The organism is Pseudomonas sp. WHRI 8519 (assembly GCF_040224055.2).
GTDB classification, from domain to species: domain Bacteria; phylum Pseudomonadota; class Gammaproteobacteria; order Pseudomonadales; family Pseudomonadaceae; genus Aquipseudomonas; species Aquipseudomonas putida_X.
On sequence record NZ_CP167996.1, the window covers coordinates 6,029,826 to 6,055,727 of the forward strand.

General features: G+C 60.2%; 26 protein-coding genes. 17 read left to right on the forward strand and 9 right to left on the reverse strand.

The window, feature by feature from the left end:
• Positions 1 to 20 precede the first annotated feature (20 nt).
• Positions 21 to 887 carry a transcriptional regulator HexR gene (gene hexR / locus ABRP30_RS27530; RefSeq protein WP_012316879.1) on the reverse strand — a complete coding sequence of 289 codons (867 nt, stop codon included), beginning with the start codon at positions 885 to 887 and terminating at the stop codon, positions 21 to 23.
• A gap of 103 nt (positions 888 to 990) precedes the next feature.
• Here hexR and zwf point away from each other — a divergent pair, with 103 nt between their 5' ends.
• The 5 genes from zwf (at position 991) to ABRP30_RS27555 (ending at position 6,714) form a co-directional block, all read left to right on the forward strand.
• Positions 991 to 2,433, forward strand: coding sequence for a glucose-6-phosphate dehydrogenase (zwf, locus tag ABRP30_RS27535; RefSeq protein ID WP_349975551.1), 1,443 nt, complete (start codon positions 991 to 993; stop codon positions 2,431 to 2,433).
• A 141-nt stretch (positions 2,434 to 2,574) separates the two neighbouring features.
• A complete protein-coding gene (locus ABRP30_RS27540) occupies positions 2,575 to 2,892 on the forward strand; it encodes a hypothetical protein (RefSeq protein WP_267819708.1) in 318 nt (105 codons plus the stop codon).
• A 135-nt stretch (positions 2,893 to 3,027) separates the two neighbouring features.
• Positions 3,028 to 5,217, forward strand: coding sequence for a DNA helicase II (uvrD, locus tag ABRP30_RS27545; protein WP_267819710.1), 2,190 nt, complete (start codon positions 3,028 to 3,030; stop codon positions 5,215 to 5,217).
• A 120-nt stretch (positions 5,218 to 5,337) separates the two neighbouring features.
• Positions 5,338 to 6,192: a Tim44 domain-containing protein gene (locus ABRP30_RS27550; protein ID WP_241806833.1), complete on the forward strand. Its 855-nt coding sequence runs from the start codon at positions 5,338 to 5,340 to the stop codon at positions 6,190 to 6,192.
• A gap of 114 nt (positions 6,193 to 6,306) precedes the next feature.
• Positions 6,307 to 6,714, forward strand: coding sequence for an SMI1/KNR4 family protein (locus ABRP30_RS27555; protein ID WP_012316884.1), 408 nt, complete (start codon positions 6,307 to 6,309; stop codon positions 6,712 to 6,714).
• Between the two features lie 87 nt (positions 6,715 to 6,801).
• Here the strand turns inward: ABRP30_RS27555 and ABRP30_RS27560 are convergent, their stop codons facing one another.
• Complete coding sequence (locus ABRP30_RS27560) at positions 6,802 to 8,562, reverse strand: cation:proton antiporter (RefSeq protein ID WP_349975552.1); 1,761 nt, start codon at positions 8,560 to 8,562, stop codon at positions 6,802 to 6,804.
• A 321-nt stretch (positions 8,563 to 8,883) separates the two neighbouring features.
• Between ABRP30_RS27560 and ABRP30_RS27565 the strand changes: the two genes are divergently transcribed.
• Complete coding sequence (locus tag ABRP30_RS27565; protein ID WP_241806836.1) at positions 8,884 to 9,369, forward strand: acyl-CoA thioesterase; 486 nt, start codon at positions 8,884 to 8,886, stop codon at positions 9,367 to 9,369.
• Here ABRP30_RS27565 and pdxY read toward each other — a convergent pair.
• A complete protein-coding gene (pdxY, locus tag ABRP30_RS27570) occupies positions 9,366 to 10,238 on the reverse strand; it encodes a pyridoxal kinase PdxY (protein WP_267819716.1) in 873 nt (290 codons plus the stop codon). The two genes, ABRP30_RS27565 and pdxY, sit on opposite strands and share 4 nt — an antisense overlap.
• A gap of 120 nt (positions 10,239 to 10,358) precedes the next feature.
• On the opposite strand from pdxY, the gene ABRP30_RS27575 reads away from it, so the two are divergent.
• Positions 10,359 to 10,751: a DUF3301 domain-containing protein gene (locus ABRP30_RS27575; protein WP_241806838.1), complete on the forward strand. Its 393-nt coding sequence runs from the start codon at positions 10,359 to 10,361 to the stop codon at positions 10,749 to 10,751.
• Here ABRP30_RS27575 and ABRP30_RS27580 read toward each other — a convergent pair whose 3' ends face one another.
• From ABRP30_RS27580 to zigA, 3 genes are read right to left on the reverse strand one after another with little or no spacing between them, the layout of a single operon-like run.
• Positions 10,752 to 11,723: a GTP-binding protein gene (locus ABRP30_RS27580; RefSeq protein WP_349975553.1), complete on the reverse strand. Its 972-nt coding sequence runs from the start codon at positions 11,721 to 11,723 to the stop codon at positions 10,752 to 10,754.
• Positions 11,724 to 11,762: 39 nt separating this feature from the next.
• A complete protein-coding gene (locus ABRP30_RS27585; RefSeq protein ID WP_349975554.1) occupies positions 11,763 to 12,389 on the reverse strand; it encodes a DUF1826 domain-containing protein in 627 nt (208 codons plus the stop codon).
• Positions 12,386 to 13,594 (reverse strand): zinc metallochaperone GTPase ZigA, encoded by a 1,209-nt coding sequence (zigA, locus tag ABRP30_RS27590; protein WP_267819724.1) that lies wholly within the window; start codon positions 13,592 to 13,594, stop codon positions 12,386 to 12,388. Before zigA ends, ABRP30_RS27585 begins: the two co-directional genes overlap by 4 nt.
• Positions 13,595 to 13,705: 111 nt before the next feature.
• Between zigA and ABRP30_RS27595 the strand changes: the two genes are divergently transcribed.
• The gene (locus tag ABRP30_RS27595; RefSeq protein ID WP_349975555.1) at positions 13,706 to 14,086 is read left to right on the forward strand and encodes a glutamine synthetase; all 381 of its coding nucleotides are present in this window, start codon (positions 13,706 to 13,708) and stop codon (positions 14,084 to 14,086) included.
• 347 nt (positions 14,087 to 14,433) lie between these two features.
• On the opposite strand, the gene ABRP30_RS27600 is transcribed toward ABRP30_RS27595, so the two are convergent.
• Entirely contained in the window at positions 14,434 to 14,961 is a 528-nt protein-coding gene (locus ABRP30_RS27600) for a DUF3617 domain-containing protein (protein WP_241806843.1), read from the reverse strand.
• Between the two features lie 130 nt (positions 14,962 to 15,091).
• Here ABRP30_RS27600 and cls point away from each other — a divergent pair, with 130 nt between their 5' ends.
• On the forward strand, positions 15,092 to 16,531 hold the full coding sequence (cls, locus tag ABRP30_RS27605) for a cardiolipin synthase (RefSeq protein ID WP_349975557.1): 1,440 nt from the start codon (positions 15,092 to 15,094) through the stop codon (positions 16,529 to 16,531).
• 38 nt (positions 16,532 to 16,569) lie between these two features.
• Here the strand turns inward: cls and cfaB are convergent, their stop codons facing one another.
• Positions 16,570 to 17,754, reverse strand: coding sequence for a C17 cyclopropane fatty acid synthase CfaB (gene cfaB, locus ABRP30_RS27610; RefSeq protein WP_349975558.1), 1,185 nt, complete (start codon positions 17,752 to 17,754; stop codon positions 16,570 to 16,572).
• Between the two features lie 199 nt (positions 17,755 to 17,953).
• On the opposite strand from cfaB, the gene lpdA reads away from it, so the two are divergent.
• Positions 17,954 to 19,354 carry a dihydrolipoyl dehydrogenase gene (gene lpdA, locus ABRP30_RS27615; protein WP_349975559.1) on the forward strand — a complete coding sequence of 467 codons (1,401 nt, stop codon included), beginning with the start codon at positions 17,954 to 17,956 and terminating at the stop codon, positions 19,352 to 19,354.
• Positions 19,355 to 20,130: 776 nt separating this feature from the next.
• On the opposite strand, the gene arsN2 is transcribed toward lpdA, so the two are convergent.
• On the reverse strand, positions 20,131 to 20,580 hold the full coding sequence (gene arsN2 / locus ABRP30_RS27620) for an arsenic resistance N-acetyltransferase ArsN2 (protein ID WP_023048556.1): 450 nt from the start codon (positions 20,578 to 20,580) through the stop codon (positions 20,131 to 20,133).
• 177 nt (positions 20,581 to 20,757) lie between these two features.
• Between arsN2 and ABRP30_RS27625 the strand changes: the two genes are divergently transcribed.
• The 7 genes from ABRP30_RS27625 to ABRP30_RS27655 are packed head-to-tail and all read left to right on the forward strand — an operon-like array spanning position 20,758 to position 25,800.
• The gene (locus ABRP30_RS27625; protein ID WP_049695271.1) at positions 20,758 to 21,114 is read left to right on the forward strand and encodes a metalloregulator ArsR/SmtB family transcription factor; all 357 of its coding nucleotides are present in this window, start codon (positions 20,758 to 20,760) and stop codon (positions 21,112 to 21,114) included.
• A 29-nt stretch (positions 21,115 to 21,143) separates the two neighbouring features.
• Entirely contained in the window at positions 21,144 to 22,427 is a 1,284-nt protein-coding gene (locus ABRP30_RS27630; RefSeq protein ID WP_049695270.1) for an arsenic transporter, read from the forward strand.
• A 14-nt stretch (positions 22,428 to 22,441) separates the two neighbouring features.
• Positions 22,442 to 22,912: an arsenate reductase ArsC gene (locus ABRP30_RS27635; protein WP_023048558.1), complete on the forward strand. Its 471-nt coding sequence runs from the start codon at positions 22,442 to 22,444 to the stop codon at positions 22,910 to 22,912.
• Between the two features lie 23 nt (positions 22,913 to 22,935).
• Positions 22,936 to 23,649: an arsenical resistance protein ArsH gene (gene arsH / locus ABRP30_RS27640; protein WP_023048559.1), complete on the forward strand. Its 714-nt coding sequence runs from the start codon at positions 22,936 to 22,938 to the stop codon at positions 23,647 to 23,649.
• A 4-nt stretch (positions 23,650 to 23,653) separates the two neighbouring features.
• Positions 23,654 to 24,157, forward strand: a complete 504-nt coding sequence (locus tag ABRP30_RS27645) for a cyclin-dependent kinase inhibitor 3 family protein (RefSeq protein ID WP_080992800.1) — start codon at positions 23,654 to 23,656, stop codon at positions 24,155 to 24,157.
• Between the two features lie 25 nt (positions 24,158 to 24,182).
• On the forward strand, positions 24,183 to 25,265 hold the full coding sequence (locus ABRP30_RS27650) for an ArsO family NAD(P)H-dependent flavin-containing monooxygenase (RefSeq protein WP_023048561.1): 1,083 nt from the start codon (positions 24,183 to 24,185) through the stop codon (positions 25,263 to 25,265).
• The gene (locus ABRP30_RS27655; protein WP_023048562.1) at positions 25,258 to 25,800 is read left to right on the forward strand and encodes an arsinothricin resistance N-acetyltransferase ArsN1 family B; all 543 of its coding nucleotides are present in this window, start codon (positions 25,258 to 25,260) and stop codon (positions 25,798 to 25,800) included. The genes ABRP30_RS27650 and ABRP30_RS27655 overlap by 8 nt, the downstream gene beginning before the upstream one ends.
• The last annotated feature ends 102 nt before the right edge of the window (positions 25,801 to 25,902 follow it).

Below are 25,902 nucleotides of genomic sequence, written 5' to 3' on the forward strand. Positions count from 1 at the left end.
GCCCCTTGCGCAAGGGTCGATCAGTCATCCATCGCCTTGATCGACTTGGGGGACAAACGCAGGCTGCGCAAGCTGCGCTTCACACTCTTGAGGTGATTGACCAGGCTTGGCCCACGGGCCATGGCTACGCCCATGGCGAGCACGTCGATGACTACCAGGTGGGCGATACGCGAGGTCAGCGGGGTGTAGATTTCCGTGTCTTCGTGCACATCGATCGCCAGGTTGACGGTCGAAAGCTCGGCCAGCGGGGTCTGGCTGGGGCACAAGGTGATCAGGTTGGCGCCGCTCTCACGCACGAGGTTGGCGGTGATCAAAAGGTCTTTGGAACGCCCGGACTGGGAAATGCACACCGCCACGTCACCCGGCTTGAGGGTCACCGCCGACATGGCCTGCATGTGCGGGTCGGAGTAGGCGGCGGCACTGAGCAACAGGCGGAAAAACTTGTGCTGCGCGTCGGCAGCAACCGCGCCGGATGCACCAAAACCATAGAACTCCACACGTTGCGCCTGCGCCATGGCACTCACTGCCTGCTGCAACGCGTGCGGGTCGAGGTGCTCTCGCACTTCCATCAGGGTGTGCAAGGTCGTGTCGAAAATCTTCAGGCTGTAATCGGCAACCGAGTCGTCCTCATGGATGGCGAACTGCCCGAAGCTGGCGCCGGCAGCCAGGCTCTGCGCCAGCTTGAGCTTGAGGTCCTGAAAACCTGAACAGCCGATCGCCCGGCAAAACCGCACGATGGTCGGCTCGCTGATACCCACGCTGTGTGCAAGGTCCGCCATCGAACTGTGCATGACGGCGGCCGGGTCCAGCAGCACGTGGTCGGCCACTTTCAGTTCCGATTTGCGCAGCAGGTGGCGCGATTGGGCGATATGTTGCAACAGATTCACGGGCTGGACTCGGTTATGATCGGCTGGCCGGGATGTAGCTTTCTTGTAGTTATACTACATGGACGCCAACCCGCCCAGTTAAACGAACGTGGAGAGTGGTGGTTTGACTATTCCTTGCGACATTCTGGTATTCGGTGGCACTGGCGATCTGGCCCTGCACAAACTGCTACCGGCGCTCTATCACCTGTATCGCGAGGCACGTCTGAACATTGCCGTGCGCATCATTGCCCTGGCCCGTCGCAACCTGTCGCGCAACGACTATTTGAAGCTCGCCGAACGCCATTGCCGGGCGCAGATCGCCCGGAGTGAGTTCGACGAAGAGGTGTGGCAACGCTTTTGCGCACGCCTTGACTACTTTCCCATGGACGCCGCGCAAAGTGCCGACTTCGGGCGCCTGGCGCGCTACCTCGGCGAGCCCGGCGGGCTGACCCGCATCTATTACCTGGCCACCGCGCCCAATCTGTTCGTGCCGATTGCCAACCACCTGCGGGTGGCGGGGCTGGCCGACCACGAGGCACGCATCGTGCTGGAGAAGCCGATCGGCCATTCGCTTGAGTCAGCCACCGCCATCAACGAAGCGATCGGTGCGGTGTTCGAGGAATCGCAGGTGTTTCGCATCGATCACTACCTGGGCAAGGAGACCGTGCAGAACCTCATGGCCCTGCGGTTCGCCAACGCGTTGCTGGAGCCGGTATGGCGCAACGGTCAGGTCGATCATGTGCAGATCAGTGTGTGTGAAACCCTCGGTGTAGAAAACAGAGGCGGCTACTACGACCGGGCCGGTGCCACCCGCGACATGCTGCAGAACCACCTGTTGCAGCTGCTGTGCCTGGTAGCCATGGAGCCGCCCGCGCAGTTCGAGGCCGAGGCGGTCCGCGACGAGAAGGTCAAGATTCTGCGCGCTCTCAAGCCGATCACCGGCCAGGACGTTCAGGACAAGACCGTGCGCGGTCAGTACGGTGCCGGGCACATCGGCGGCCAGGAGGTGCCCGCCTACTACTTCGAGAAGGACGTGGACAATGACAGCGACACTGAAACATTCGTCGCCGTCCACGCCCACATCGACAATTGGCGCTGGGCTGGCGTGCCTTTCTATCTGCGCACCGGTAAACGCATGGCACGACGCTCGTCGCAGATCGTCATCCAGTTCAAGCCCGTGCCGCACGAGCTGTTCATCGGTGGCCAGGTCAACCAGCTACTGATCCAGTTGCAGCCAGACGAGCGTATCAGCCTGCGCATGATGACCAAGAGCCCGGGCAAAGGCATGCGCCTGGAGCCGGTCGACCTCGACCTGAACCTGGCGCAAGTCTTCGGCCAGACCCGTCGCTGGGAGGCCTATGAGCGCTTGCTGCTGGATGTACTCGAGGGGGACTCTACCCTGTTCATGCGGCGCGACGAAGTTGAAGCGGCATGGGCCTGGATAGACCCGATCATCCAAGGTTGGGAGGATCATTTTCAAGCACCCCGCCACTATGCCGCAGGTAGCACAGGCCCGGATCAAGCCAACAGCCTGCTGGCACACCAGGGCAGAACCTGGCACAGCTGAAGCCATTGCCGATTTCACCCAAGCATGAAGGTGGCGGCAAACGTTGGCACAGAAGAACGCCGTCCCCGTTCAAATGCTCCCTTGCAGTGGAGAAAGTTGCATTGCGCCATTGGGCGCAAACTCAACTGACAAGGATTCATCATGAGCAAAATCGAAAACCTGCAAGCGTACAACATTGAAGCGCCAGGCCAACCAGCCTGCTTTGAAGTGCGGGGAACGGTGACCGTTGGCCACCCGGGTATTGTGCCTGTGCTGATAGAACCCAGGGTACGTCACCGAGGTGGCTGGGAAGTGCTTGAGCTGCATCTGGTGGACAACGGGGAGATCAACCTGCAGGTCCTTACCGAGAAACCAGTATTTTTCCGGCGCGAACGTGCGAGCTCGTGGACAAGGCTGGAAATCATCAAGGACGACGGTCCGCAAATGTTCGAGATCGGGCACCGTGTAGTCAACGACTGAGCCTGACAATGCCAGAGCGCTGCGAGCGGTTTGGCATTGTGCTGTAACCAGAACCCGATGAGCGACAGCCCTCGAAGGTGAATATTTATACAGTAGGCGTTTGCCCCGTAACCGGCCTGCCCCTAGAATGGCCGGATGCACACAGATGACCTCTCCCTCCTGCTGAACTCCCTCAACGATGCCCAACGCCAGGCCGTCGCGGCCTCGCTCGGGCGTCAGCTGGTGCTTGCTGGCGCCGGTTCCGGTAAAACCCGCGTGCTGGTGCATCGCATCGCCTGGCTGATCCAGGTCGAGCAGGCCTCACCGCACTCGATCCTGTCGGTGACCTTCACCAACAAGGCCGCCGCTGAAATGCGCCAGCGCATCGAGCAATTGCTGGGCATCAACCCGGCCGGCATGTGGGTGGGGACCTTCCACGGCCTGGCGCACCGCTTGTTGCGCGCCCATTGGCAGGAAGCGCGCCTGGTACAGAACTTCCAGATCCTCGACAGTGACGACCAGCAGCGCCTGGTCAAGCGGGTGATCCGCGAGCTGGGTCTGGACGAGCAGCGCTGGCCCGCGCGCCAGGCACAGTGGTTCATCAACGGGCAGAAGGACGAAGGCCTGCGGCCGCAGCATATCCAGGCCGGCGGCGATCTGTTCCTGGGGACCATGCGTAGCATCTATGAAGCCTACGAACAGGCCTGCGAACGCGCCGGGGTGATCGACTTCTCCGAACTGCTGCTGCGTGCCTTGGACTTGTGGCGCGACCACCCGAGCCTGCTCGAACACTACCAGCGGCGCTTCCGCCACCTGCTGGTGGACGAGTTCCAGGACACCAACGCCGTGCAGTACGCCTGGCTACGACTGCTGGCTGGCAAGGACGGCGGCAGCTTGATGGCGGTGGGCGACGACGACCAGTCGATTTACGGCTGGCGCGGCGCCAAGATTGAAAACATCCATCAGTACACGGCTGACTTCCCTGACGCCGAGATGATCCGCCTGGAGCAGAACTACCGCTCCACAGGGGGCATTCTCAAAGCTGCCAACGCGCTGATCGCGAACAACAGCGGCCGCTTGGGCAAAGAGTTGTGGACCGACCTGGGCGAGGGAGAGCCTCTGACCCTCTATGCGGCTTACAACGAGCATGACGAAGCGCGCTACGTGGTCGAGACCATCGAGAGCCTGATCAAGCAAGGCCATTCGCGTAGCGAGATCGCCATCCTGTATCGCTCCAACGCCCAGTCGCGGGTGCTGGAAGAAGCCCTGTTGCGCGAGCGCATCCCCTACCGCATCTACGGTGGCCAGCGCTTCTTCGAGCGCGCCGAGATCAAGAACGCCATGGCCTACCTGCGCTTGATAGAAGGCCGTGGCAACGACGCCGCCCTCGAAAGGGTCATCAATGTGCCACCGCGTGGCATCGGCGAGAAAACTGTCGAGGCCATTCGTGAACATGCTCGCCACAGTCAACTGTCGATGTGGGGAGCCATGTGCCAACTGCTCGCCGCCAAGGCGCTCAAAGGCCGGGCGGCCAGTGCGCTGGGCGCGTTCATCGAGCTGATTGAAAGCCTGGCTGGCAAAGTCGCGGACATGCCCCTGCATACCATGACGCAGACAGTCGTCGAGCAGTCCGGTCTGATCATCTATCACCAGGAAGAAAAGGGTGAAAAGGGCCAGGCACGGGTAGAAAACCTTGAGGAGCTGGTAAGCGCCGCTCGCAACTTCGAAGCCACTGACGATGACGCCGACCTTTCGCCTCTGTCGGCCTTCCTCGGTCATGCTTCGCTTGAAGCCGGCGAGGCCCAGGCTGACGAGCACGAAGACAGCATTCAGCTGATGACATTGCACAGCGCCAAAGGCCTGGAGTTCCCCTACGTGTTCCTGGTGGGCATGGAAGAAGGCCTGTTCCCGCACAAGATGAGCCTGGAAGAGCCAGGCCGCCTGGAAGAAGAACGCCGCCTGGCGTACGTGGGCATTACCCGTGCCATGCGCCAGCTCTTCATGACCTATGCCGAAACGCGTCGGCTGTATGGCAGTGAGACCTACAACAAGGTGTCACGATTCGTCCGGGAGATTCCACCAGGCCTGGTTCAGGAAGTGCGTCTTTCGAACAGCGTCAGCCGCCCGTTCGGCGGTGCCAAGAGCACCAGCGCCAGCAGCATGTTCGCCAATGCCAACATTCCACAGACCGCTTTCAATCTAGGCCAGCGGGTACAGCATTCGGTATTCGGTGAAGGCGTTATCCTCAACTTCGAGGGTTCCGGCGCACAGGCCCGTGTGCAGGTGAACTTTGCCGAAGGCAGCAAGTGGCTGATGCTCGGCTATGCCAAGCTCGAAGCTATCTGAGGCCTTCAGGGCGCGCTGAACTATTTAGGCAAAAGCTGGAAACATTATGTCGCTGGTCATGTGCACAGGAACCTGTGCAACATGACGCGCGTGCAATCCACAACAGGGGAAATCCCATTTATGCAACGTTTTCTTAGCATCGCACTGGCGCTTTGCGTCGGCCTGACGCTGAGCCTGGACGCCAACGCCAAGCGCTTCGGCGGCGGCAAGAGCTCGGGCTCCGCGCCAATCCACCAGACCCGCCAGGCTACGCCAACCACGCCTGCCGCCGCACCGACCGCTCCTGGCCGTGCCCCGGCCGCCGCCAGCGGTGCTTCGCGCTGGCTGGGCCCATTGGCCGGCCTTGCCGCCGGTGGCCTGCTGGCCTCCATGTTCATGGGTGACGGCTTCGAGGGCCTGCAGATCATGGACTTCCTGATCGTCGCCCTGATCGCGTTCCTGGTGTTCCGCTTCATCGCCGCACGGCGCCGCCAGCAGCAGCCGCAAATGGCCGCTCCGGGCCATGCGCCGTTCCAGCGTGAAGCCCATGGCCAGCCTGCCCAGCCGTCGATCTTCGGTGGCTCGGCTGCACCTGCAGCGCCAGCCGCACCGGCCATCAATGCCCCGGCCTGGTTCAACGAGCAGAGCTTCCTGGCTGCAGCCCGTAGCCACTTCCAGGCGCTGCAGCAGCACTGGGATGCCAACGAGATGGACAAGATCGCCGAGTTCGTCACGCCGCAGATGCTGGAGTTCCTCAAGCGTGAGCGTGCTGACCTGGGTGATGGTTTCCAGGCGACCTACATCGATAACCTCGATGTGCAACTGGACGGTGTCGACGATCGCGCCGACCGTACCGACGCCACCCTGACCTTCCGTGGCGTGTCGAAGACCTCGCGCTTCGACCAGGGCGAACCGTTCAGCGAAAGCTGGCACATGGTTCGTGCCCAGGGCGAGAACCAGCCTTGGCTGGTCGCCGGTATCCGCCAAAACGGTTAACCGTCGCACGTTGCACAAAAAACCCCGGGCTAGCCCCGGGGTTTTTGCTTTTGCCAGACCGCCCTACTAGGGTATAACGCGCAGCGATGACATCAAGGTTGGAGGAAATGAACCGTGGAAGAAGTGATCGAACAACTCCGTGAAGCCAATGAACCGGTGCCGGTACCCTTGGAGCTTCCCGACGAGGACCAACTGGTCGAGATCGAGGAACAACTGTTCATCAACATTCCGTTCGTGTTCAAAGAGTTCCTCTTGACCGTCAGTGACGTGGTGTATGGCTCTCTGGAGCCGGTGACCGTCACCGATCCCCAGTCCCATACCTACCTGCCCGATGTGGCGGCCAATGCCTGGGACGCCGGCGTACCGCGGGACCTGATCCCGCTGTGCCAGGACGGTGACAACTTCTACTGCGTCGAGGAAGACGGCACGGTAGTGCTGTGGGATGGCGACGAGGAAGGGGTTGGCGAAGACAGCTGGGAATCGGTCTGGCACTGGGCACGGGACGTCTGGCTGGAAAGCTGATCAGTCACACAGTCGCCAGGCTTCGTGGCCTGGCGACATCGCTACCGCTCCCTTGCGCACGTTGCCGCAATCCCGTGCACAGAGCCCTCAGTGCGTATTTTCCCGGCTGTTTTCCAGCGTCTCCAGCAAGGCGATCTGCATCCGCGAATGCACACGGATGAACCATCGCCACAGCACCGCCACTACCATCGCGGCCACCACGGCGATGATCAGCAGTAATTCACTGGTCGGCAGGATGCTTGCCGACAACGCCGACAGCAGCAGGAAGATGACCAGCAGTGACAGCAGCGGGATCACTTCGGCCACTACACGGCGAACGCGCTGGGTGTGGCGCCCTGCCATTTCCGGCTTGACGCCCATCTCCGCCAACAACATCGACAACGCCTTGAGCTTGCGATAGGCAGCGATAAGGAAGGGCAGCGACAACAACAGCGCGGCCCCCCAGATTAGCGCCTTTTGCTGGCTGACATCACTGACCCACTCATTGAGCCAGGCACCGATGCGTACGGCGAAATACCCCCCGCTGAAGAAAATCGCGATCACCAGTGCCAGGTTGACACCAACCTGCAGCAGGATGCGCCGGATCATCGCAGCCAGCATCGCGCTCTCACCTTGCGGCTGGATACTGCGCAGCCACTCGCCATACAGTGAAAGCACGCGTGACAGCCGGCTGGGCATGACGTTGCCAAGCTTCAGCGACAACGGGTCGGCCGCGCGGATCAGATACGGCGTAAGCAGCGTGGTGATGGCCGAAACCGCCACCGCAACCGGATAAAGGAAGTCGCTGGTAACTTGCAGCGTCATACCCAAGGCCGCAATGATGAAAGAGAACTCGCCGATCTGGGATAGCCCCATGCCCACCCGCAGCGAGGTACGGCCATCGTTGCCGGCAATGAACGCACCCATACCGCAAGAAAGCATCTTGCCCAGCACCACGGCAACGGTGATGACCATGATCGGCCAGGCATAGTCGAGCAGCACGTTCGGGTCGATCATCAGGCCGATGGCGACGAAGAAAATGGCGCTGAACAAATCACGCACCGGCTCGATCAGCCGTTCGATCTTCAGCAACTGGCGGGATTCGGCCATGATCGCACCGATCAGGAACGCCCCCAGCACCATGCTGTACTCGAGTTTGACCACCAGCAGGCAGAAGCCGAAACACAGGCCCAGCACGGTGATCAGCAACATCTCGTTGCTCTCGAATTTCGCAACGTAGGCCAGTAATCGCGGCACCAGCAAAATGCCGATAACCAGCGCCACGATCATGAACAGCGAAAGCTTGCCGACGGTGGAAAAGACTTCCCCGGAACTGACCGTACCGCTGACCGCAATGCCAGACAGCAGGGCGATGATGCCGATGCCGAGGATATCCTCGACGATCAGCACGCCAAAGATGAGTTGGGCGAAACGCTCGTTTTTCATCTTCAGGTCATTGAGCGCCTTGACGATGATGGTGGTCGAAGAAATCGCCAGGATCGCGCCGAGGAACAGCGAATCCATGGTGCTCCAGCCAAACCAGCGGCCGATCTCGAAACCGATCCAGATCATCAGGACGATTTCCAGGAACGCTGCAATGAACGCCGTGGCCCCCACCTTGAACAGCTTGCGCAGGCTGAACTCAAGGCCCAGGCAGAACATCAGGAAGATAACGCCCAGTTCGGCGAGGGTCTTGATGGTGTCTTCATCGTGAATCAGGCCGAACGGCGGGGTGTGTGGGCCGATGATGAAACCGGCGACGATGTAGCCCAGCACCACTGGCTGTTTGAAACGATGAAAGAGAATCGTCACTACCCCGGCGACCAGCATGATCACTGCCAGATCCTGGATGAAGCTGATGGCATGCATGGCGCGATACTCCTTTTCGATGCCCGGGCAAACCGCCCCTCTGCCAAGGCATACCCGAGCGAGCGGCAAGTACACGCTGTATTGAATGCAGCAATGCCCATGTTGCATGGGCGTACTCAGGTTAACATCGCACCCCGCCGCATATTGCTGATGCAATATGTAGAAACAGATCGGCCGGTCAACGGCCGCTGATGGCATGATCGGCGTGACGACGGAGCGTCAGTCAACGTCCCGTATCAGGAAGGCAAACTTCAAGAGGGGAAACAGAAAGTGTCAGCAGATACCCGCCCCGATTCAGCGCAACCTCACCGTGAGCACACTATGGAACCTGGAAACGCCCAGCTGAGCATGACCGTACTGATGACCCCGGACATGGCCAACTTTTCGGGCAACGTACATGGCGGCACCTTGCTCAAGTATCTCGATGAAGTGGCCTACGCCTGCGCTAGCCGCTATGCCGGCAGCTATGTGGTCACCCTGTCGGTCGATCAGGTGATTTTCCGCGAGCCGGTGCACGTGGGCGAACTCGTCACGTTCCTGGCATCGGTGAACTACACCGGCACTACCTCCATGGAGGTGGGCATCAAGGTCGTCACCGAGAACATTCGCGAACGCTCGGTGCGTCATTCCAACAGCTGTTTTTTCACCATGGTCGCGGTCGACGACAACCGCCGCCCGGTCCCGGTCCCTGCGCGTCAGCCGCAGTCCAGTGAAGAAAAGCGCCGCTTCCTCCAGGGCCAGCAACGCCGGCAGATCCGTCAGGAACTGGAAAAGCGTTACCAGGATTTGAAGACCGACGCCCTTTAAAGCGCCAGGCGTTGCGCCTCGAAGCGCACACGCGGGTGAGCGATGCGGTCCTGGGCCCGCACCAGCTGCAGTTCGTAACTGGCGCAGGCCTGGGTTTCCAGCAGCACCTCATGCACAGCTGCCGCTGTGTACTCAAAGGCTTGTACCCAACTGTCGCCCAACAGCACTCGGGCCAGGAACAGCCCTGAGGTCAAGTCCCCCACCCCGACCGGCTGGCGAGGGAAAGCCAGCAGCGGGCGGCGCAAGTGCCAGCTGTGATCACGGGTGACCAACAACATTTCGAACGTGTCTGGGCAACGCCCCGGGTAGGCCAGGTGCTTGACCAGCACAGCCTGCGGGCCGCGCTCAAGAAGGCCGCGTGCCATATGCACGCAATCTTCCAGGCTTTGCGCGCGCCGCCCACAAAAACTGTCCAGTTCCAGCTGGTTGGGGCACAGGATGTCAGCCTGGGCAACCGCATCGTCCAGCAGGAACTCGCTCACCTCCTGTGGCACGATGCACCCTTTCTCCGAATGCCCCATGACCGGGTCGCACAGATACAGCGCCTTTGGGTTGACGGCCTTGATCCGCTCGACACCCGCCAGTATCGCCCGCCCCTGCTCGGCGCTACCCAGATAGCCCGAGAGAATGGCATCGCAATGCCCCAGTTCACCGATGTTGGAAATGCCTTCCACCAACGCAGGAATTTGCGCTGGAGCAAGCACTTCGCCCGCCCACTGGCCATACTGAGTGTGGTTGGAGAACTGCACGGTATTGAGCGGCCAGACATTGACCCCGATACGCTGCATTGGAAACACCGCGGCGCTGTTGCCGGCGTGGCCGAACACCACGTGGGACTGAATGGCGAGCAGGTGCGGGGTACGTTTCATGCGGGCGTTTTCCAAAGCTGTTTCAGGGATTGTGCGTCGCGCAGTATGAACTCGATTGCCACCTGTACGACAGACCAGGGACGCAGTTAAGCTGGATCGACCTGTTTGGAGCATACGCAAATGTTGACCCTGGAGAATCTCTTCGTCCTGATGCTGGTGGCCACGGCAGGCGCTTGGTTATGGCACAACCACGGGCTGCGCGAGAAAGCCTTGGAACGGGTCAAACAGCATTGTGCAAAGCTGGATCTGGAGCTGCTAGACGATGCCGTCGCGCTCAAGCGCATCGCATTTTTGCGCGATGCCAAGGGCAGAAAGCGCCTGGCCCGTGTGTATGCCTTCGAGTTCACAGTCACCGGCGAACAGCGCCACCCAGGCACGGTGACTCAGTTTGGCGCTCATAGCGTGCAGATCGAACTGGCGCCCTACCCATTCGAGATCAATACGCCGCCACGGGCCGACAACGTGATCGAAATGAAGCAATGGCGCCAGGAACATAATCGCTGGCACAACTGATCACCTCACCCGACAGCCCTCCAGCGCGGCCTGCAGCGCTGGCAGGTCTTGGGGCTGGTCGAAAATCAGTTCGATGCGCGTATCCTTGCGCCACTCACTCGGCTGCCAAGCCGGCAGGTTGCCGTCAAGGCCGTTGAAAGACTGCCAACCCTCCGGGCTGTGGATAACACCCTTGGCCCGGCGCCATGAATAAGCGTCGAGCATGCCACGCAAGGCTTGTGGATCGAATTGCTGGCTGGGGTGCCAACGCCAGCCGACACTCCAGCCACCTTCGCCTTGCTGTGCATGACAGATGGGTTGACGAGGGTCTATCCACAGGGTGCCGAGGGCCGGCTGGCGATTATCCACAACGGCCTTATCCACAGAACGCTCGCCCACTGCATCTATGGGAGAACGAGGAAGGCTGGATACAGCCAGCAGCCCCTGCTCTGTCCAAACGCCCTGTTCCGCTGAAATTTCCTTACTTATCAACAGCCTGCGATTTTCATCCACAGCCGCGCTCTTGTTGAAAACCACCAGTCCGGCCGCTTGCAGAGCCTGCAATTGAGCATCGGGTAACGGCTCATCTTGCGCCAGCGCTTGAGCATCCACGACCATCACCATCGGCTGCAGCGCCAGAACCCCAACCCAAGGTGCCTGATTAAGTTGGGTCATCAACTGCAGGGGGTGACCAAGACCAGAGGGTTCAATGAACAACCGGTCCGGTTGGGCCTTGCGCAACAGACGCCCCAGCCCGACCTGGAACGGTGTGCCATTGACGCAGCACAGGCACCCACCCGCCACTTCGGCAATGGCAACACCATCCTCATCACAGCTGAGCAGCGCTGCATCCAGGCCGACTTGGCCAAACTCGTTGACCAGCACCGCCCAACGCTCGTCGGCAGGGCGCTGAGCCATCAGCTGGCGGATGAGGCTGGTCTTGCCTGCACCCAAGGGGCCAGCGATAACGTGAGTAGGAATATTCTGCAGCATGCGCTTACTTCAGGTCGGAATTCACCCCACTATGCCCCGTCACGCCAACCAGTCAAGGCTGAGCAACAAGCGCGGGCCAGGGCCAGCGGGCGAGCGATGGATCAGGCCTGCTCCTTCGTTGCCTGACCATTTTTCGCCCTTCAGCAGCGCGACATCACCCGCTTGCAACCGTTGGATGTTATCCACAGGTGCCGGTGCGAGCTGCAGCCCCGCTCGTTCGATGCCACCTTCGGGCAGCCATTCGCTGCCGCAGCCCACATAGGTCGTGAGCAGGCGCACAGGCACGTTATCCACATGGAAGCGCGGGCACATCGCATTGTGCAGTACCCGCAGGCGCAGACCGACGCGCCGGGCACCCACCAGACATGTATATGCCGAAACCAGCCAGCACACATCCGCAACGAAACTCTCATAACCCTGCAGATCGGCCGCTTCCCGCAACAGATCTGGTAGCACTGGCGGCTCATGCTCATTCACATCGACGACCCGCTGGTCCGCGAACGGTTGGCCGAGGCTGACCACCAATGCCGCGAAGTCTTCAACCTGGGCAGGCAAGCGTCGCTGCCAGACTGCCAGGTTGACACCGTCTTGCAGAATGTCGGTGAGCACCCGAGGCGATTCACCATGGACCTGGCGGATATCCACACGCTGAGCCGCGGGCGTCATGCTGCCTCCTCGGCGTGCCAGGGCCCGAAGGGATCCGGCAAGTCCCGCCAGGCCGCCTGGCCCATTTCCATTTCATCATCGGTCAACAAACAGGCATCCAGGTCTGTGGATAACTGGACGAAGTCAATGTTCTGCCCAATGAACACCAGTTCCTGGCGGCAGTCGCCACTCTCAGGCACCCAGTGTTTGAGAATTTCTGCAGAGCTCTGTTCGTCCTGCGGCCAATGTTCCTTTGGCACGAATCGCCACCACCGGCCGGCCAACCCATAGCGCATCATGCCGCCAGCCTGCGACCAGCTGCCGGCCTCCTGAAACCTGCTGGCCAGCCAGAAAAAGCCTTTGGAGCGCAGTAGCCGGCCATTAGTCCATTGCTTGTGGATGAAATCAAAAAAGCGTTGCGGGTGCAGCGGCCTGCGAGCTTGCCAGGTGGTAGCGGCAATGCCGTATTCCTCGGTTTCTGGCACATGCTCACCGCGCAGTTCCTGAAGCCATCCAGGTGCCTGCGCAGCCTGTTCGAAATCGAAAAGGCCCGTATCCAGGATCTGTGCCAGCGGCACTTGGCCCATGACCATCGGCAAAATCTTCGCCCGGGCATTGAGGCTGCGCAAAATCGCGATGAGCTCCTCGCGCTCATGCTGGCTGATCAGGTCGATCTTGCTCAGCAGCAGCACATCCGCGAACTCCACCTGTTCGATCAACAGGTCGCTGATGGAACGCTCATCGTCATCGCCCAAGGTTTCACCACGGCTGGCCAGGCTGTCGGCGGCCTGGTAATCGCGCAGGAAGTTCAAGCCGTCGACAACCGTCACCATGGTGTCCAGCCGTGCCATGTCGCTAAGGCTACGGCCCTGCTCATCGCGGAAGGTGAACGTCTCTGCGACGGGCAGCGGCTCGGAGATGCCCGTCGACTCGATCAGCAGATAATCGAACCGGCCTTCATCCGCCAACCGTGCGACTTCCTCCAACAGGTCCTCGCGCAGGGTGCAGCAGATGCAGCCGTTGCTCATCTCAACCAGCTTTTCTTCCGCCCGGTTTAGGCTGACATTACGCTGGACCTCACTGGCATCAATGTTGATTTCGCTCATGTCATTGACGATGACGGCGACACGCAGGTTGTCGCGATTACGCAGCACATGGTTGAGCAAGGTGCTTTTACCGGCACCCAAAAAGCCGGAAAGTACAGTGACAGGAAGTCGATTGGTCATGGCGGATCCTCTACAGGCGGACGCATTCGAAACGATGCATTGCACAACGTTATAAAGTAACAATACAATTTCGCCAAGCCGTTCTCGTCGGACGGTTACCCGGGAAGGAAAATGAACCTGTCACCCGCAGTACTGTTATTGCTGCTCGCTGCGCCAACACCGTTGCTTGCGATACCTCAGCAGAACGCGCAGGCGTCATGCACGAGGAGCGCGACGCTGGTGGCCTGTAAAGACGCCACTGGCAGTTACTACAGCGTGCGTACCGAGGGCAGCCACATCTACCTACGCGGCTTCGATAGTGCGACGCACCGCGTATGGGCGCAAACCAACAGCCGCTATGGAGCGCTGACATTCTTCACCGGCCTGGCCAGCGATGGTGAAGCCTGGGTTGGCTATAGCCGCCGAGTTGGTTGGACCTCCCTGACCCGCGTATCCAGCTCCAACGGCGAACGATTCAGTCTGCGTTGCAGCCTGGTCGGTGGCTGCCAGTGATCGTTCGTTTGCCTGACATTGACGCTGATCTAGCCCGACGCTACCGATTTCCGCGCAGAGACACGGCACGCCACTGGCCTGTGTGGGCATCATCGATCACTTATAGAGAAGGCAGGCGCTCCTCAGCCCACCATTCGCGGCATGGAGGGGTAAGCGATAAGCGTGGCTGCCAGGATTGGAGTGGAATGTTCCACGTGGAACTATCAGTTCGCTTGGCTTATAGGGCGACCTGCTAGTGCGGCGGGCAATTCACTGAACCCAGCCGATATCGAGCTGCCCGTGGTACATGCAGAAAGCCTGCATGCCCACGACGCAGTAGCCGCCAACGATCGACACGAGGGAGCGCGTCAGGTGCGCGGCTTTACTGTTCCACAGTCATTGCCCAACCATACCGCCCGGGTATTCATACTGCCGCGCTGTTGCACACCCGACGCATTGAATGTCCCGTTGACTTGGGTAGTGAACTCCTTGTCACTAAGGAAGGTTGCCTGGCCGGCACCTTGGGCTTTGGGGCAGCTGAACTGAAACTTCCAGACATTGCCGGTCCGCTCGGTAATCTTTTGCGTGCAGCCTGACTGAGGGTCCTGCAAGGGAATATCGTTGGTTTTCACCTGCTCCGGCGTCAGGCATGAACGCACGCCATTGCCTGCTACCGCGATGCCCTGCTTGGCCAGTGCCCCTTCCATCATGGCCCTCTGCTCGGGCGGCAGGTTCTTCAGTTGGCCGAGCATGAACTGCATGTCCGGCAATGGCTTACCGTCGACCTGCATGTTGCTGGTGGTGAGCTCCCACAGACCAGGCTGCAACATCTGCGCATGCACAAGTGGGCTGGCCAGGCCAAAAGCCAGGGCCAGCAGTGGCAGACGAATCTTCATGGACGAACGCTCCTCAAAATAACCGACTCAATGGCCGGGCACAGGCTTAGACGGCAAATCCGCTTTCAGGTTGCAAGGCGGCCGTGGAAGTGTTCTGTTATCTGCTGTGTATTTGCCAAGCAGGATGCGTATGGATTACCACAGCCCCTACTTCTTCGGCTATGTGCTCGGGCTCGTTCACTTGCTTGGCATAATCGCCGCGCTGCATGCGGTGTTTACCGTGCGTACGGCCCAAGGGGCAATTGCCTGGGCCATGTCGCTGTTCTTCATTCCCTACTTCACACTCATTCCCTACCTGGTGTTCGGTGCCCGCTCCTTCAACGCCTACATCAAGGCTCGGCGCCAGGCCAACCAGGAAATGCACGTGGCGATGGCCAACCTCAACTGGCGGCCTTGGGTAGAGGAAGCGCTCACAGCTCGGGAGTCGCAGAGCTACACCGCCTTGCGTGCCATGCCAAAACTTGGGCGAATGCCGTGCCTGGCCAATAACCAAGTAAAGCTGCTGATCGATGGCCAGGCCACCTTCGACGCCATCTTCGCTGCTATCGAACAAGCACGAGAAGTGGTGTTGGTACAGTTCTTCATCATCCACAACGACACCATCGGCAAAGCACTGCAGCAACTGTTGCTGCGCAAAGCGGCCGAGGGCGTGAAGGTGTTCGTGCTGTATGACAGGGTTGGCAGCCATGCCTTGCCCGCCAGCTATAGCCAGAGCCTCAGAGACGGTGGGGTGCAGACCCACGCCTTCGCCACCCGCCGCGGCTGGTTCAATCGCTTCCAGGTGAACTTCCGTAACCACCGCAAGATTGTCGTGGTCGATGGGGTTACCGGCTTCATCGGCGGGCACAACGTCGGTGATGAATACCTGGGCGGCAACCCTCACCTCTCGCCCTGGCGTGATACCCATGTACAGATCGGCGGCCCGGTGCTGGCTTGCCTACAGGAGTCCTTCGCCGAAGACTGGTACTGGGCAACGCGCCAGCTACCGCCACTGATCCTGCCCGACACCTATCCGGACAACGGTGTGCTTTGCCAGGCGCTGGCCAGCGGGCCGGCAGATCCGCAAGAGACCTGCGCGCTGTTTTTCATCGAAGCCATCCATTCCGCGACTCGCCGCGTGTGGATCACAAGCCCCTACTTCATTCCCGACGAGGCCGTGTTTGCCGCGCTGCGCCTGGCCGTGCTGCGCGGTGTGGATGTGCGCATCCTGATCCCAGCTCGCCCCGACCATCGGGTCGTTTACGCCGCCTCCAGCCTGTTCGCCTTCGAGGCGGTGCGCGCGGGGGTACGCATGTACCGCTATCAGCCAGGGTTCCTTCATCAGAAGGTGGTGTTGGTGGACGATGAGGTCAGTGCTATCGGTAGTGCCAACCTGGACAACCGCTCATTCCGGCTGAACTTCGAAATCACCCTGCTGACGGTGGATCGGGATTTCGCCGATCAGGTAGAGAAGATGTTGACCACCGACTTCGAGCAGGCCAGGGAAATTACGCCTGAGGACAGCAGCAAAACCCACCGTCTTCAACAGCTGGGGATGCGTGTAGCGCGGTTGATTTCACCGATCCTCTGATGGGTGACCGGGGCCGCCTGAAGCGCGCCCCGGGTGAATCAGCGATACAAGTCTTCACGTGTCCAGGGCAGGTCATGATGCCCATCGGCGTAAGGCTTGACGGCAAGGATCTGGTGCAGGTTTATCCAGCCCTTCTGGAATGCATAGGCGCAGCCAGCGAGATACAGGCGCCAAATGCGCAGGGTTTTTTCCGGTACCAGTGCAGCAGCCTTGTGCAGCTGGTTCTCCAGGTTATCGCTCCAATGGTGCAAGGTCTTGGCGTAATGCATGCGCAAGCTCTCGACATCGACGACCTCCAGCCCCGCAGCACACAGGCTTGCACTGATCATCGACAGGTGCGGCAGCTCACCGTTGGGGAACACATAATGGTCGATGAATTCACCCGCCCCTCGCCCCACCGGACGACCATCGACGTGCTTGGCGGTGATGCCATGGTTCATCACCAGGCCACCCTCTCGCACAGCGCCGAACAGCTTCTGGCTGTACAGCGCCAGGTTGGCGTGCCCGACATGCTCGAACATGCCGACGCTGACGACCTTGTCGAAGCGGCCATCCTGAGGGAGGTCGCGGTAGTCGAGGATCTGCAGCTCGACCTTGTCAGCCAGGCCCTCTGCCTTGACGCGCTGCCGCGCCAGCTTGAGCTGTTCCTTGCTCAAGGTGATGCCGAACACCTTCGCACCGTACTCGCGTGCGGCGAAGCGTGACAGCCCACCCCAACCGCAGCCGACATCCAGCAGGTAGTCATCGGCCTGCAGCCGCAGCTTGCGGCACAGATGGTCAAACTTGTCCTGCTGTGCCTGATCGAGGGTATTGTCCGGCTCGCGGAAGTAGGCACACGAATACGCCATGTCCTGATCGAGCCAGAGCTGATAAAACGCGTTGGACACGTCGTAGTGGTAGGAGATGGACTCGGCGTCTGTGCGCTTGTCGTGAGCTACACGTGGTGGCGGTGCCTCATCGTCCTCCGTCAGCAAGGCTTCGCTCAGCTCATCGCACACCCGAATGGCTTCCCCGATGTCGCCCTCCAACTCCAGCTTGCCTTCCACGAACGCAGCACCCAGCTGGTGCATGCTTGGATGGGTCAGCTGGGCGATCAGCTGAGGCTCCTTGACCAGGATAGTGACCTGCGGACTGGGCCCCAGATCGAACTGGTTGCCGTCCCACAGCTTCAGACGAAGTGGCAAGTGCAGGCTCTGCAGCGCCGGCGGAAGTTGCGCAAGCATGAACGACCCTCCTTCTGGGCCCGATACATGAAATTTCGAACACCACCGAAACAGGGTAGTTCAACCGTGCGAAATTTCCGCTGAACGAGACCAAGGTCTACAACTAACTGATCTATGAACACCTCGGATTGTATACAACTTGCTGTTCTCAGCTTAACCTTGTGTCCCTCTCGCGCTTCCTCATCTGGAGTAGAAACCCATGAAATCCTATGACGTGGTGATCATCGGCGGTGGCCCCGGCGGCTACAACGCGGCGATTCGTGCTGGGCAACTGGGCTTGAGTGTGGCCTGTGTGGAAGGCCGCTCGACCCTTGGCGGCACCTGCCTCAATGTGGGCTGCATGCCGTCCAAGGCATTGCTGCATGCCTCCGAATTGTATGAGGCCGCCAGCGGTGACGAGTTTGCCCACCTGGGCATCGAGGTGAAGCCAACCCTGAACCTCGCCCAGATGATGAAACAGAAGGACGAGAGCGTGACTGGCCTGACCAAGGGCATCGAGTACCTGTTTCGCAAGAACAAGGTCGAGTGGATCAAAGGCTGGGGCCGCCTGGATGGCGTCGGCAAGGTTATCGTCAAAGCCCAGGACGGCAGCGCAACCGCGTTGCAGGCCAAGGACATCGTCATCGCTACCGGCTCCGAGCCCACTCCCCTGCCCGGCGTGACTATCGATAACCAACGCATCATCGACTCCACGGGCGCCTTGGCCCTCCCCGAGGTGCCCAAGCACCTGATCGTGATCGGCGCTGGCGTGATCGGCCTGGAGCTGGGTTCGGTGTGGCGCCGCCTGGGCAGCCAGGTCACCGTCATCGAATACCTGGACCGCATCTGCCCCGGTACTGATGAGGAAACGGCAAAGACCCTGCAAAAGGCACTCGCCAAGCAAGGCATGGCCTTCAAGCTCGGCAGCAAGGTGACCCAAGCGACGGCCTCACCCGACGGCGTGAGCCTGACGCTGGAGCCGGCCGCAGGCGGTACTGCAGAAACGCTGCAAGCCGACTACGTGCTGGTTGCCATCGGCCGTCGCCCTTATACCCAAGGCCTGAATCTGGAAAGCGTCGGGCTGCAAACCGATAAACGCGGCATGCTCACCAACGAGCACCATCGCACCTCGGTGCCGGGGGTGTGGGTGATTGGCGACGTCACCTCCGGCCCGATGCTGGCGCACAAGGCCGAAGATGAAGCCGTCGCCTGCATCGAGCGCATCGCCGGCAAACCCCACGAGGTCAATTACAACCTGATCCCCGGGGTGATCTATACCCGCCCCGAGTTGGCCAGCGTCGGCAAGACCGAAGAGCAGCTCAAGGCAGAAGGCCGCGCCTACAAAGTGGGCAAGTTCCCCTTCACCGCCAACAGCCGCGCGAAGATCAACCATGAAACCGAAGGCTTCGCCAAAGTCATCGCCGATGCCAACACCGATGAAGTACTGGGCGTGCATCTGGTCGGCCCAAGCGTCAGCGAGATGATCGGCGAATTCTGCGTGGCAATGGAGTTCTCCGCCTCCGCTGAAGACATCGCCCTCACCTGCCACCCGCACCCCACCCGCTCCGAGGCCTTGCGCCAGGCGGCGATGAACGTGGATGGGATGGCGATGCAGATCTGAGGTTCGACACTCCGCAACAACCGCCTCCCCACTGGGGTTGTCATTGTGAATTCAGTGAACTGAAGAGCGTTTGGGGAATTGGTGTAAATCATCAGGGGGCTGCCTAATACAGCATGACTGAGAATACTCATCAGGCTGAATCAGGAGCGTGACGCTGAGGGCGGGTGAGCCGCCGGTAGAGGGAAGTGGGCGTTTCCATCTACCGGCGACAGTTTGAATCTTCGAAGACAGTTTTAACTCAACGGCAGCAAAAAATTTGTTGCCGATTAATAAACTTTGTCACAAAGTCTCTTGCATTTCGCGGCCTAGCGAGGAGGCTGCTTCTAGGGAAGCAAAAATAAAGGTTGTCACAAAGCATAATTTTTCAAAATTTCTCGGGCTTTTTCGTTTAATAAAGGTTGTCACAGCAAAGGTTCAGCCAGAAAAAATCACAGGAAGGACCCCGTGCTAAAACCCCAAAAAAATTATGATGGTATCTTTTTGGGGCGTGGTAACCGGTGCGAGCGCTCCTGGCTGGGAGCCCCCTACAAATCGTTGGGTTGGGCATGGATTTCTCTGAGATACATCTTGGAGGGGTTGCTGCTTTTCCGAGCGCAGACGCGCCAACCAGACTGACTGTTTTCCGCTACCAGGCAGGTTTAAAACCGTCCAAGGATACGCCTGTATCCTCACTCATGAAGTCGCTCAATCATGCCGGGCCCAGGGCTCGCCATCTTCAGGGCGCCGCAGGACTCAGTGAAATTCGTGGAGGCGAGTTCCCTGAGGTGACACCGAGTTCATGTCGCCAGATCCTTCACCATATAGACCGCAGAGGTCGGACAAAGGCTCTTGAACTCCTCCGAACTGGAAATTGCCTTTGGGGCTTGAGATCGGTCTCTGTGCTCATATCCCCGAGCCTCGAAGAAGTCGGGTGCTGTTGTGGTCAGCAGATGAAGGCTCTGGGCTCCGTCAGCTTCCGCTATTCGCTCAAGTGCTCTGAGCAGCAGGGTACCGATCCCTGACTTTCGCTGGGCCGGTACGACAACCAGTGAGCGAATCAGACGAGTCCGGCCAGTTCCTTCAATGCCCCCGTATCCCAGCTCCGTTTCTCCCCGATGAAAGGAATAGAACATTCGGTCGGGCTGCAAAAGGTCTTGGGTCGGCAAGCCCGCTGCAGTCAGATGCGCAGCCAGGCCTTGGATTTGATCGGTACCAAGCAATCGGACAGAGATATCAGACTGGTTCATTGGGGACTCTGGGGATGGTATCGACGGCCAGTATAGGGCCCAAAGCGAGGGCTTTTTCCAGTTTTATGACGTCCCGTAAGGCGAGGCGAGTGTAAATATCTGCTTTACCGTATATTCGAATTGGCATATATTCGGATTTCCAGATATTGGCCGTACACGCATTCCCCAGGAGGTCACATGCGGGAAACACTGACTCCCCCCATCGTTTTCAAATGCCTGGCTGATGACACCCGGGCCCGGATGACCCTGCTGATCGCCCGTGAAGGCGAACTCTGTGTCTGCGAACTTACCCACGCGCTGGAGCTGAGCCAGCCGAAGATCTCCCGGCATCTTGCCCAGTTGCGCGAGGCTGGAATCCTGATGGATCGCCGCAAGGGTCAATGGGTGTACTACCGACTGCACCCCGAACTGCCGCAGTGGGTGGACGCGATGCTGAAGGGAGTGGTCGATGCCAACCAGGAATGGTTGAGCCCCGATGCATTGCGCCTTGCCGAAATGGGCGAGCGGCCGCAGAGCCCTGTTGCTTGTGCTTGAGAATTCCCTTCGCTGATTGAGTTGTAGTCATGCTGATCGCATTTTTGATTTTCCTGGTGACGATCGTTCTCGTCATCTGGCAGCCCAAAGGCCTGGGCGTGGGCTGGAGCGCCGCACTGGGGGCCGTCGTGGCGCTGCTGGCGGGCGTCGTGAGCCTGTCCGATATTCCCGTGGTCTGGCAGATCGTCTGGAACGCTACCGCCACTTTCATCGCCGTCATCATCATCAGCCTGCTGCTGGATGAGGCGGGGTTCTTCGAGTGGGCGGCATTGCACGTGGCCCGCTGGGGCAATGGCAGCAGCCGCAAGCTGTTCGCCTTCATCATCCTGCTGGGCGCCGCCGTCTCGGCGCTGTTCGCTAACGACGGTGCGGCACTGATCCTGACCCCGATCGTCATCGCCATGCTGCTGGCCCTGCGCTTCTCCCCGGCGGCGACGCTGGCATTCGTCATGGCGGCGGGCTTCATCGCCGATACCGCGAGCTTGCCGCTGGTGGTGTCCAACCTGGTGAACATCGTTTCCGCCGACTACTTTGGCATTGGCTTCAGCGAATACGCCTCGGTCATGGTGCCGGTGAACCTGGTCAGCATCGCCGCCACCCTGGGAATGCTGCTGTGGTTCTTCCGCAAGGACCTGCCGCGTACCTATGAACTCGACCAACTGAAGGCTCCCGAAGCCGCTATCCGCGACAAGGCGACGTTCGTTGCCGGCTGGTGGGTGCTTGCGCTGTTGCTGGTTGGCTTCTTCGCCATCGAGCCGCTGGGCGTTCCGATCAGCGCCATCGCTGCTGCCTGTGCGCTGATCCTCTACCTGATCGCCGCGCGTGGGCACGTGATTTCAACCCGCAAGGTGCTCAAGGACGCGCCTTGGCAGGTCGTGGTGTTCTCGCTTGGCATGTACCTTGTGGTGTATGGCCTGCGTAACGCCGGCCTCACCGACTACCTGACGCAGATCCTCAATGTCTTCGCTGGCTACGGAATCTGGGGCGCATCCCTCGGGACGGGGCTGCTCGCCGCTGGCCTGTCGTCGGTCATGAACAACATGCCCACTGTGTTGGTAGGGGCCTTGTCGATCCATTCCGCCGAGGCCACCGGCATCGTGCGCGAGGCCATGATCTACGCCAACGTCATCGGCTGTGACCTCGGTCCGAAAATCACCCCCATCGGCAGCCTGGCCACCTTGCTGTGGCTACACGTGCTGGCCCGCAAGAACATCGTCATCACCTGGGGTTACTACTTCCGCACCGGCATCGTCCTGACGCTGCCGATCCTGCTTGCCACCTTGGCCGCATTGGCCATCCGCCTGAGCTTTTGAACCGGAGATACCTGATGAAAGTCTTGTTCATGTGCACCCACAACAGCTGCCGCAGCATCCTGTCCGAGGCGCTGTTCAATCACCTGGCCCCAGAGGGTATGGAAGCTGTGAGCTCGGGCAGCTTCCCAAGCGGCAAGGTCAATGAGCGGGCACTGAATACCCTGGAAGCCGCCGGTATCCCCACCGCAGGTCTTTCAAGCAAGGCCTCGGATGCCTTCGAGAGCTCTCCTCCCGACATCGTTGTCACCGTGTGCGACCGCGCTGCCGGCGAAGCCTGCCCGATCTTCTTCGGTCCATCGCTCAAAGCCCACTGGGGCCTGGCCGACCCTTCGGCGGTCACCGGGAGTGAGGCAGAAATCGAAGAAGCCTTCCAGACAACACTTGCGAAGATTGATGAGCGCGTGCGCGCCTTCATTGCGCTGCCTTTCTCGCAACTGAGCCAGGACGAACTGAAAGCCGAACTTGCCCGCATCGGCGCGCTGTAGGCCCTGGATCAATGGAGACCGAAATGAACGACCACCTGCCCAATGTCCAACCAGAACTTATTGATCTGCCGTCGCTGGAGCGGCTGGCGCCGAAGGATCCTTCCACACACAAACCGCGCATCCTGCTGCTGTACGGATCGACCCGCGAACGCTCATTCAGCCGCTTGATGGTCCAGGAGGCTGCGCGCCTGCTGGAAGAGTTCGGCGCCGAAACCCGAATCTTTGATCCTTCCGGCCTACCGCTGCCGGATGACGCTCCGGACTCTCACGAGAAGGTGCTGGAACTCCGCGAGCTGATGCAATGGTCCGAGGGCCAGGTGTGGTGCTCGCCCGAGCGTCACGGCTCAATGAGTGCTGTCTTCAAGGCGCAGATCGATTGGGTACCGCTGGCCATGGGCGCGGTTCGCCCAACCCAGGGCAAGACCCTCGCGGTGATGCAGGTATGTGGAGGCTCGCAGTCCTTTAACGTGGTGAACCAACTGCGCGTGCTTGGCCGCTGGATGCGTATGTTTACCATCCCGAACCAGTCGTCGGTGCCGAAAGCCTTCCTGGAGTTCGATGAAGCCGGGCGCATGAAGCCGTCTTCTTTCTACGATCGACTGGTCGACGTGATGGAGGAACTGACCAAGTTCACGCTCCTGCTGCGTGATCGCCAGGATTATTTGGTAGACCGCTACTCCGAGCGCAAAGAGTCGGCGGAAGAACTATCCAAGCGAGTCAATATTCGGTCTATCTGAGGTCATGAGCATGTCGCATCCTTACTCATTGAAATCGTTGCCCCATGCTCCGGGTGTGCTGATTTTTACGCCTTGTCCGGGCACCCAGACCAGCGGTCTCGCTGAAAGCCTGGATACGCTCAAGAAGGCCGGTGCCGTGGCGCTGGTTACGCTGATGTCGGACGCAGAGCTTCAGGAAAACGGAGTTGCCCAGCTTGGCGTCGCGGCCAAGCAGCATGGGTTGGAGTGGTACCAACTGCCGATCAAGGATGATCATGCTCCGGATAAAAACTTCGAGGTCGGGCTGGGAGAGATCCGCCACCAGTTGAACGCTTTGCTCGCATCCAACAAGGCCCTGGCCATCCACTGCAAGGGCGGCTCCGGCCGCACCGGGCTGTTCGCTGCCCGTCTGCTGATCGAGTCCGGAATGCCGCGCCGCGAGGCGATTGCATGGGTGCAGGATCTTCGCCCACGGGCGATTCAGAAGCCTGCGCACATCAACTACATCAACCAGTTCGGCGAAGGCTGAGCGCTCCAGCCAGACAGGAGAAACCATGGCCACCGAAGGCGAGCTACTCGATGTCATCGTGATTGGCGGCGGGCAGTCCGCGCTGACGGTGGCCTATTTTCTCAAGCGGGCCAAGCTCTCGTTCCTGCTGCTTGACGCTGAAGAGGCTGCGGGCGGGGCGTGGCGCCATGGCTGGCACTCGCTGACGCTGTTCTCGCCCTCCGCTTGGAGCTCCATCGCGGGCTGGCCGATGCCGCCAGTCACCGAAGGTAATCCTGATAGGGATCACGTGGTCAGCTACCTGGAGCAGTACGAGGCGCGCTACGGGTTTCCTATCGTTCGCCCCGTCAGCATCACGGCGGTGGAGCGGACCGCACGTGGTCTTCGTGTGCGCTCGAAGGACCGCAACTGGGAAGCCCGTGCCGTCATCAGCGCAACGGGGACCTGGAGCAAGCCCAATGTTCCGGCCTATCCGGGGATAGAGCTGTTCCAGGGGCAGCAGATTCACTCCGCCCAGTACCAGTTACCAGAGGCTTTCCAAGGAAAACGCGTGCTGGTCGTTGGTGGTGGCAACTCGGGGGCGCAAATCTACGCGGAGCTGTCCGAGATCGCCGACGCAACGTGGGTAACCACGAAGGAACCGGCGTTTCTGCCTGATGACGTGGATGGCCGGGTGCTGTTCGAACGGGCTACCGAGCGCCTCAAGGCTCAACAGGAGGGCCGTGTTATCGACGCACAGGTCGGTGGGCTTGGTGATATCGTCATGGTGCCCTCAGTAGTCCGGGCTCGCGAGCGCGGGGCCCTTCGTGCTGTAAGGCCTTTCACCTCATTTACGTCGGATGGGGTCGTCTGGCCCAACGGTGAGAAAACCCAGGTCGATGTGGTGGTCTGGTGTACTGGATTCCGGCCGGCACTGGATCACCTTAAGGCACTGGACGTGCTGGATGACTACGGAAGGGTCGAGGTTGATGGGGGGCGTTCTATTCGCGAGCCGCGCCTCTGGCTGGTCGGATATGGCGACTGGACCGGCTTGGCCTCGGCGACGTTGATTGGCGTCACCCGTACCGCGCGCAGCACAGTTAACGAAGTAGTCGAACACCTGAACAGCTTGGAGCAGTCGGATGCATAGCGGAATCGAAATTCGTGTCGCCAGACCAGAGGATGCAGAAGAGATCCAGATCATCTACGCGCCCATCGTACTCAACACGGCCATCTCATTCGAAGAGGCAGTGCCGAGCGTGGAGCAAATGTGTGAGCGTATCTCCACGACGCTGCAAACCTATCCGTATCTGGTGGCTGTGCGAGAAGGACGGGTAGTCGGCTATGCCTACGCCAGTCAGCACCGGGCGCGTGCGGCGTACCGGTGGGCGGTGGATGTGACGGTGTATGTCGCCGAGGGGCAGCGCCGCAGCGGAATTGCTCGGCAGCTCTATGACGTGCTGCTGCCGGTTCTGAAGCGTCTGGGATATCGCTCGGCGTATGCCGGTATCGCCTTGCCGAATGAAGGCAGTGTCGGGCTGCACGAACGACTCGGTTTTCAGCACATCGGTACGTTTCCGCAGGTCGGATTCAAGCTCGATGCTTGGCATGATGTGGGGTATTGGCGGTTTGAGTTCGGTGACGACGGCCTTCGACCCGAGGCTCCAATGAGCTTCGTATCCTAAACCCGAATGCCACGCTAGAGCGTCCCAGCCCGCGCCGTTGCTGGCTGCGACAGCACTAATCCTCCAACACATGTGAGTAAACCTGAATCGTCCCAGTTTTGT

Excerpts from the sequence above, each read along its gene's own strand:
- ABRP30_RS27565 (WP_241806836.1), top strand. The coding sequence starts at position 8,884 with ATGGAACCTGGAAACGCCCAGCTGAGCATGACCGTACTGATGACCCCG.
- ABRP30_RS27575 (WP_241806838.1), top strand. The coding sequence starts at position 10,359 with ATGTTGACCCTGGAGAATCTCTTCGTCCTGATGCTGGTGGCCACGGCA.
- pdxY (WP_267819716.1), bottom strand. The coding sequence starts at position 10,238 with ATGAAACGTACCCCGCACCTGCTCGCCATTCAGTCCCACGTGGTGTTC.
- ABRP30_RS27655 (WP_023048562.1), top strand. The coding sequence starts at position 25,258 with ATGCATAGCGGAATCGAAATTCGTGTCGCCAGACCAGAGGATGCAGAA.
- arsH (WP_023048559.1), top strand. The coding sequence starts at position 22,936 with ATGAACGACCACCTGCCCAATGTCCAACCAGAACTTATTGATCTGCCG.
- ABRP30_RS27625 (WP_049695271.1), top strand. The coding sequence starts at position 20,758 with ATGCGGGAAACACTGACTCCCCCCATCGTTTTCAAATGCCTGGCTGAT.
- ABRP30_RS27650 (WP_023048561.1), top strand. The coding sequence starts at position 24,183 with ATGGCCACCGAAGGCGAGCTACTCGATGTCATCGTGATTGGCGGCGGG.
- cfaB (WP_349975558.1), bottom strand. The coding sequence starts at position 17,754 with ATGCTTGCGCAACTTCCGCCGGCGCTGCAGAGCCTGCACTTGCCACTT.
- ABRP30_RS27550 (WP_241806833.1), top strand. The coding sequence starts at position 5,338 with ATGCAACGTTTTCTTAGCATCGCACTGGCGCTTTGCGTCGGCCTGACG.
- ABRP30_RS27580 (WP_349975553.1), bottom strand. The coding sequence starts at position 11,723 with ATGCTGCAGAATATTCCTACTCACGTTATCGCTGGCCCCTTGGGTGCA.
- ABRP30_RS27540 (WP_267819708.1), top strand. The coding sequence starts at position 2,575 with ATGAGCAAAATCGAAAACCTGCAAGCGTACAACATTGAAGCGCCAGGC.
- arsN2 (WP_023048556.1), bottom strand. The coding sequence starts at position 20,580 with ATGAACCAGTCTGATATCTCTGTCCGATTGCTTGGTACCGATCAAATC.
- ABRP30_RS27585 (WP_349975554.1), bottom strand. The coding sequence starts at position 12,389 with ATGACGCCCGCGGCTCAGCGTGTGGATATCCGCCAGGTCCATGGTGAA.
- ABRP30_RS27635 (WP_023048558.1), top strand. The coding sequence starts at position 22,442 with ATGAAAGTCTTGTTCATGTGCACCCACAACAGCTGCCGCAGCATCCTG.
- ABRP30_RS27560 (WP_349975552.1), bottom strand. The coding sequence starts at position 8,562 with ATGCATGCCATCAGCTTCATCCAGGATCTGGCAGTGATCATGCTGGTC.
- zigA (WP_267819724.1), bottom strand. The coding sequence starts at position 13,594 with ATGACCAATCGACTTCCTGTCACTGTACTTTCCGGCTTTTTGGGTGCC.
- ABRP30_RS27595 (WP_349975555.1), top strand. The coding sequence starts at position 13,706 with ATGAACCTGTCACCCGCAGTACTGTTATTGCTGCTCGCTGCGCCAACA.
- ABRP30_RS27630 (WP_049695270.1), top strand. The coding sequence starts at position 21,144 with ATGCTGATCGCATTTTTGATTTTCCTGGTGACGATCGTTCTCGTCATC.
- lpdA (WP_349975559.1), top strand. The coding sequence starts at position 17,954 with ATGAAATCCTATGACGTGGTGATCATCGGCGGTGGCCCCGGCGGCTAC.
- ABRP30_RS27645 (WP_080992800.1), top strand. The coding sequence starts at position 23,654 with ATGAGCATGTCGCATCCTTACTCATTGAAATCGTTGCCCCATGCTCCG.
- uvrD (WP_267819710.1), top strand. The coding sequence starts at position 3,028 with ATGCACACAGATGACCTCTCCCTCCTGCTGAACTCCCTCAACGATGCC.
- ABRP30_RS27600 (WP_241806843.1), bottom strand. The coding sequence starts at position 14,961 with ATGAAGATTCGTCTGCCACTGCTGGCCCTGGCTTTTGGCCTGGCCAGC.
- cls (WP_349975557.1), top strand. The coding sequence starts at position 15,092 with ATGGATTACCACAGCCCCTACTTCTTCGGCTATGTGCTCGGGCTCGTT.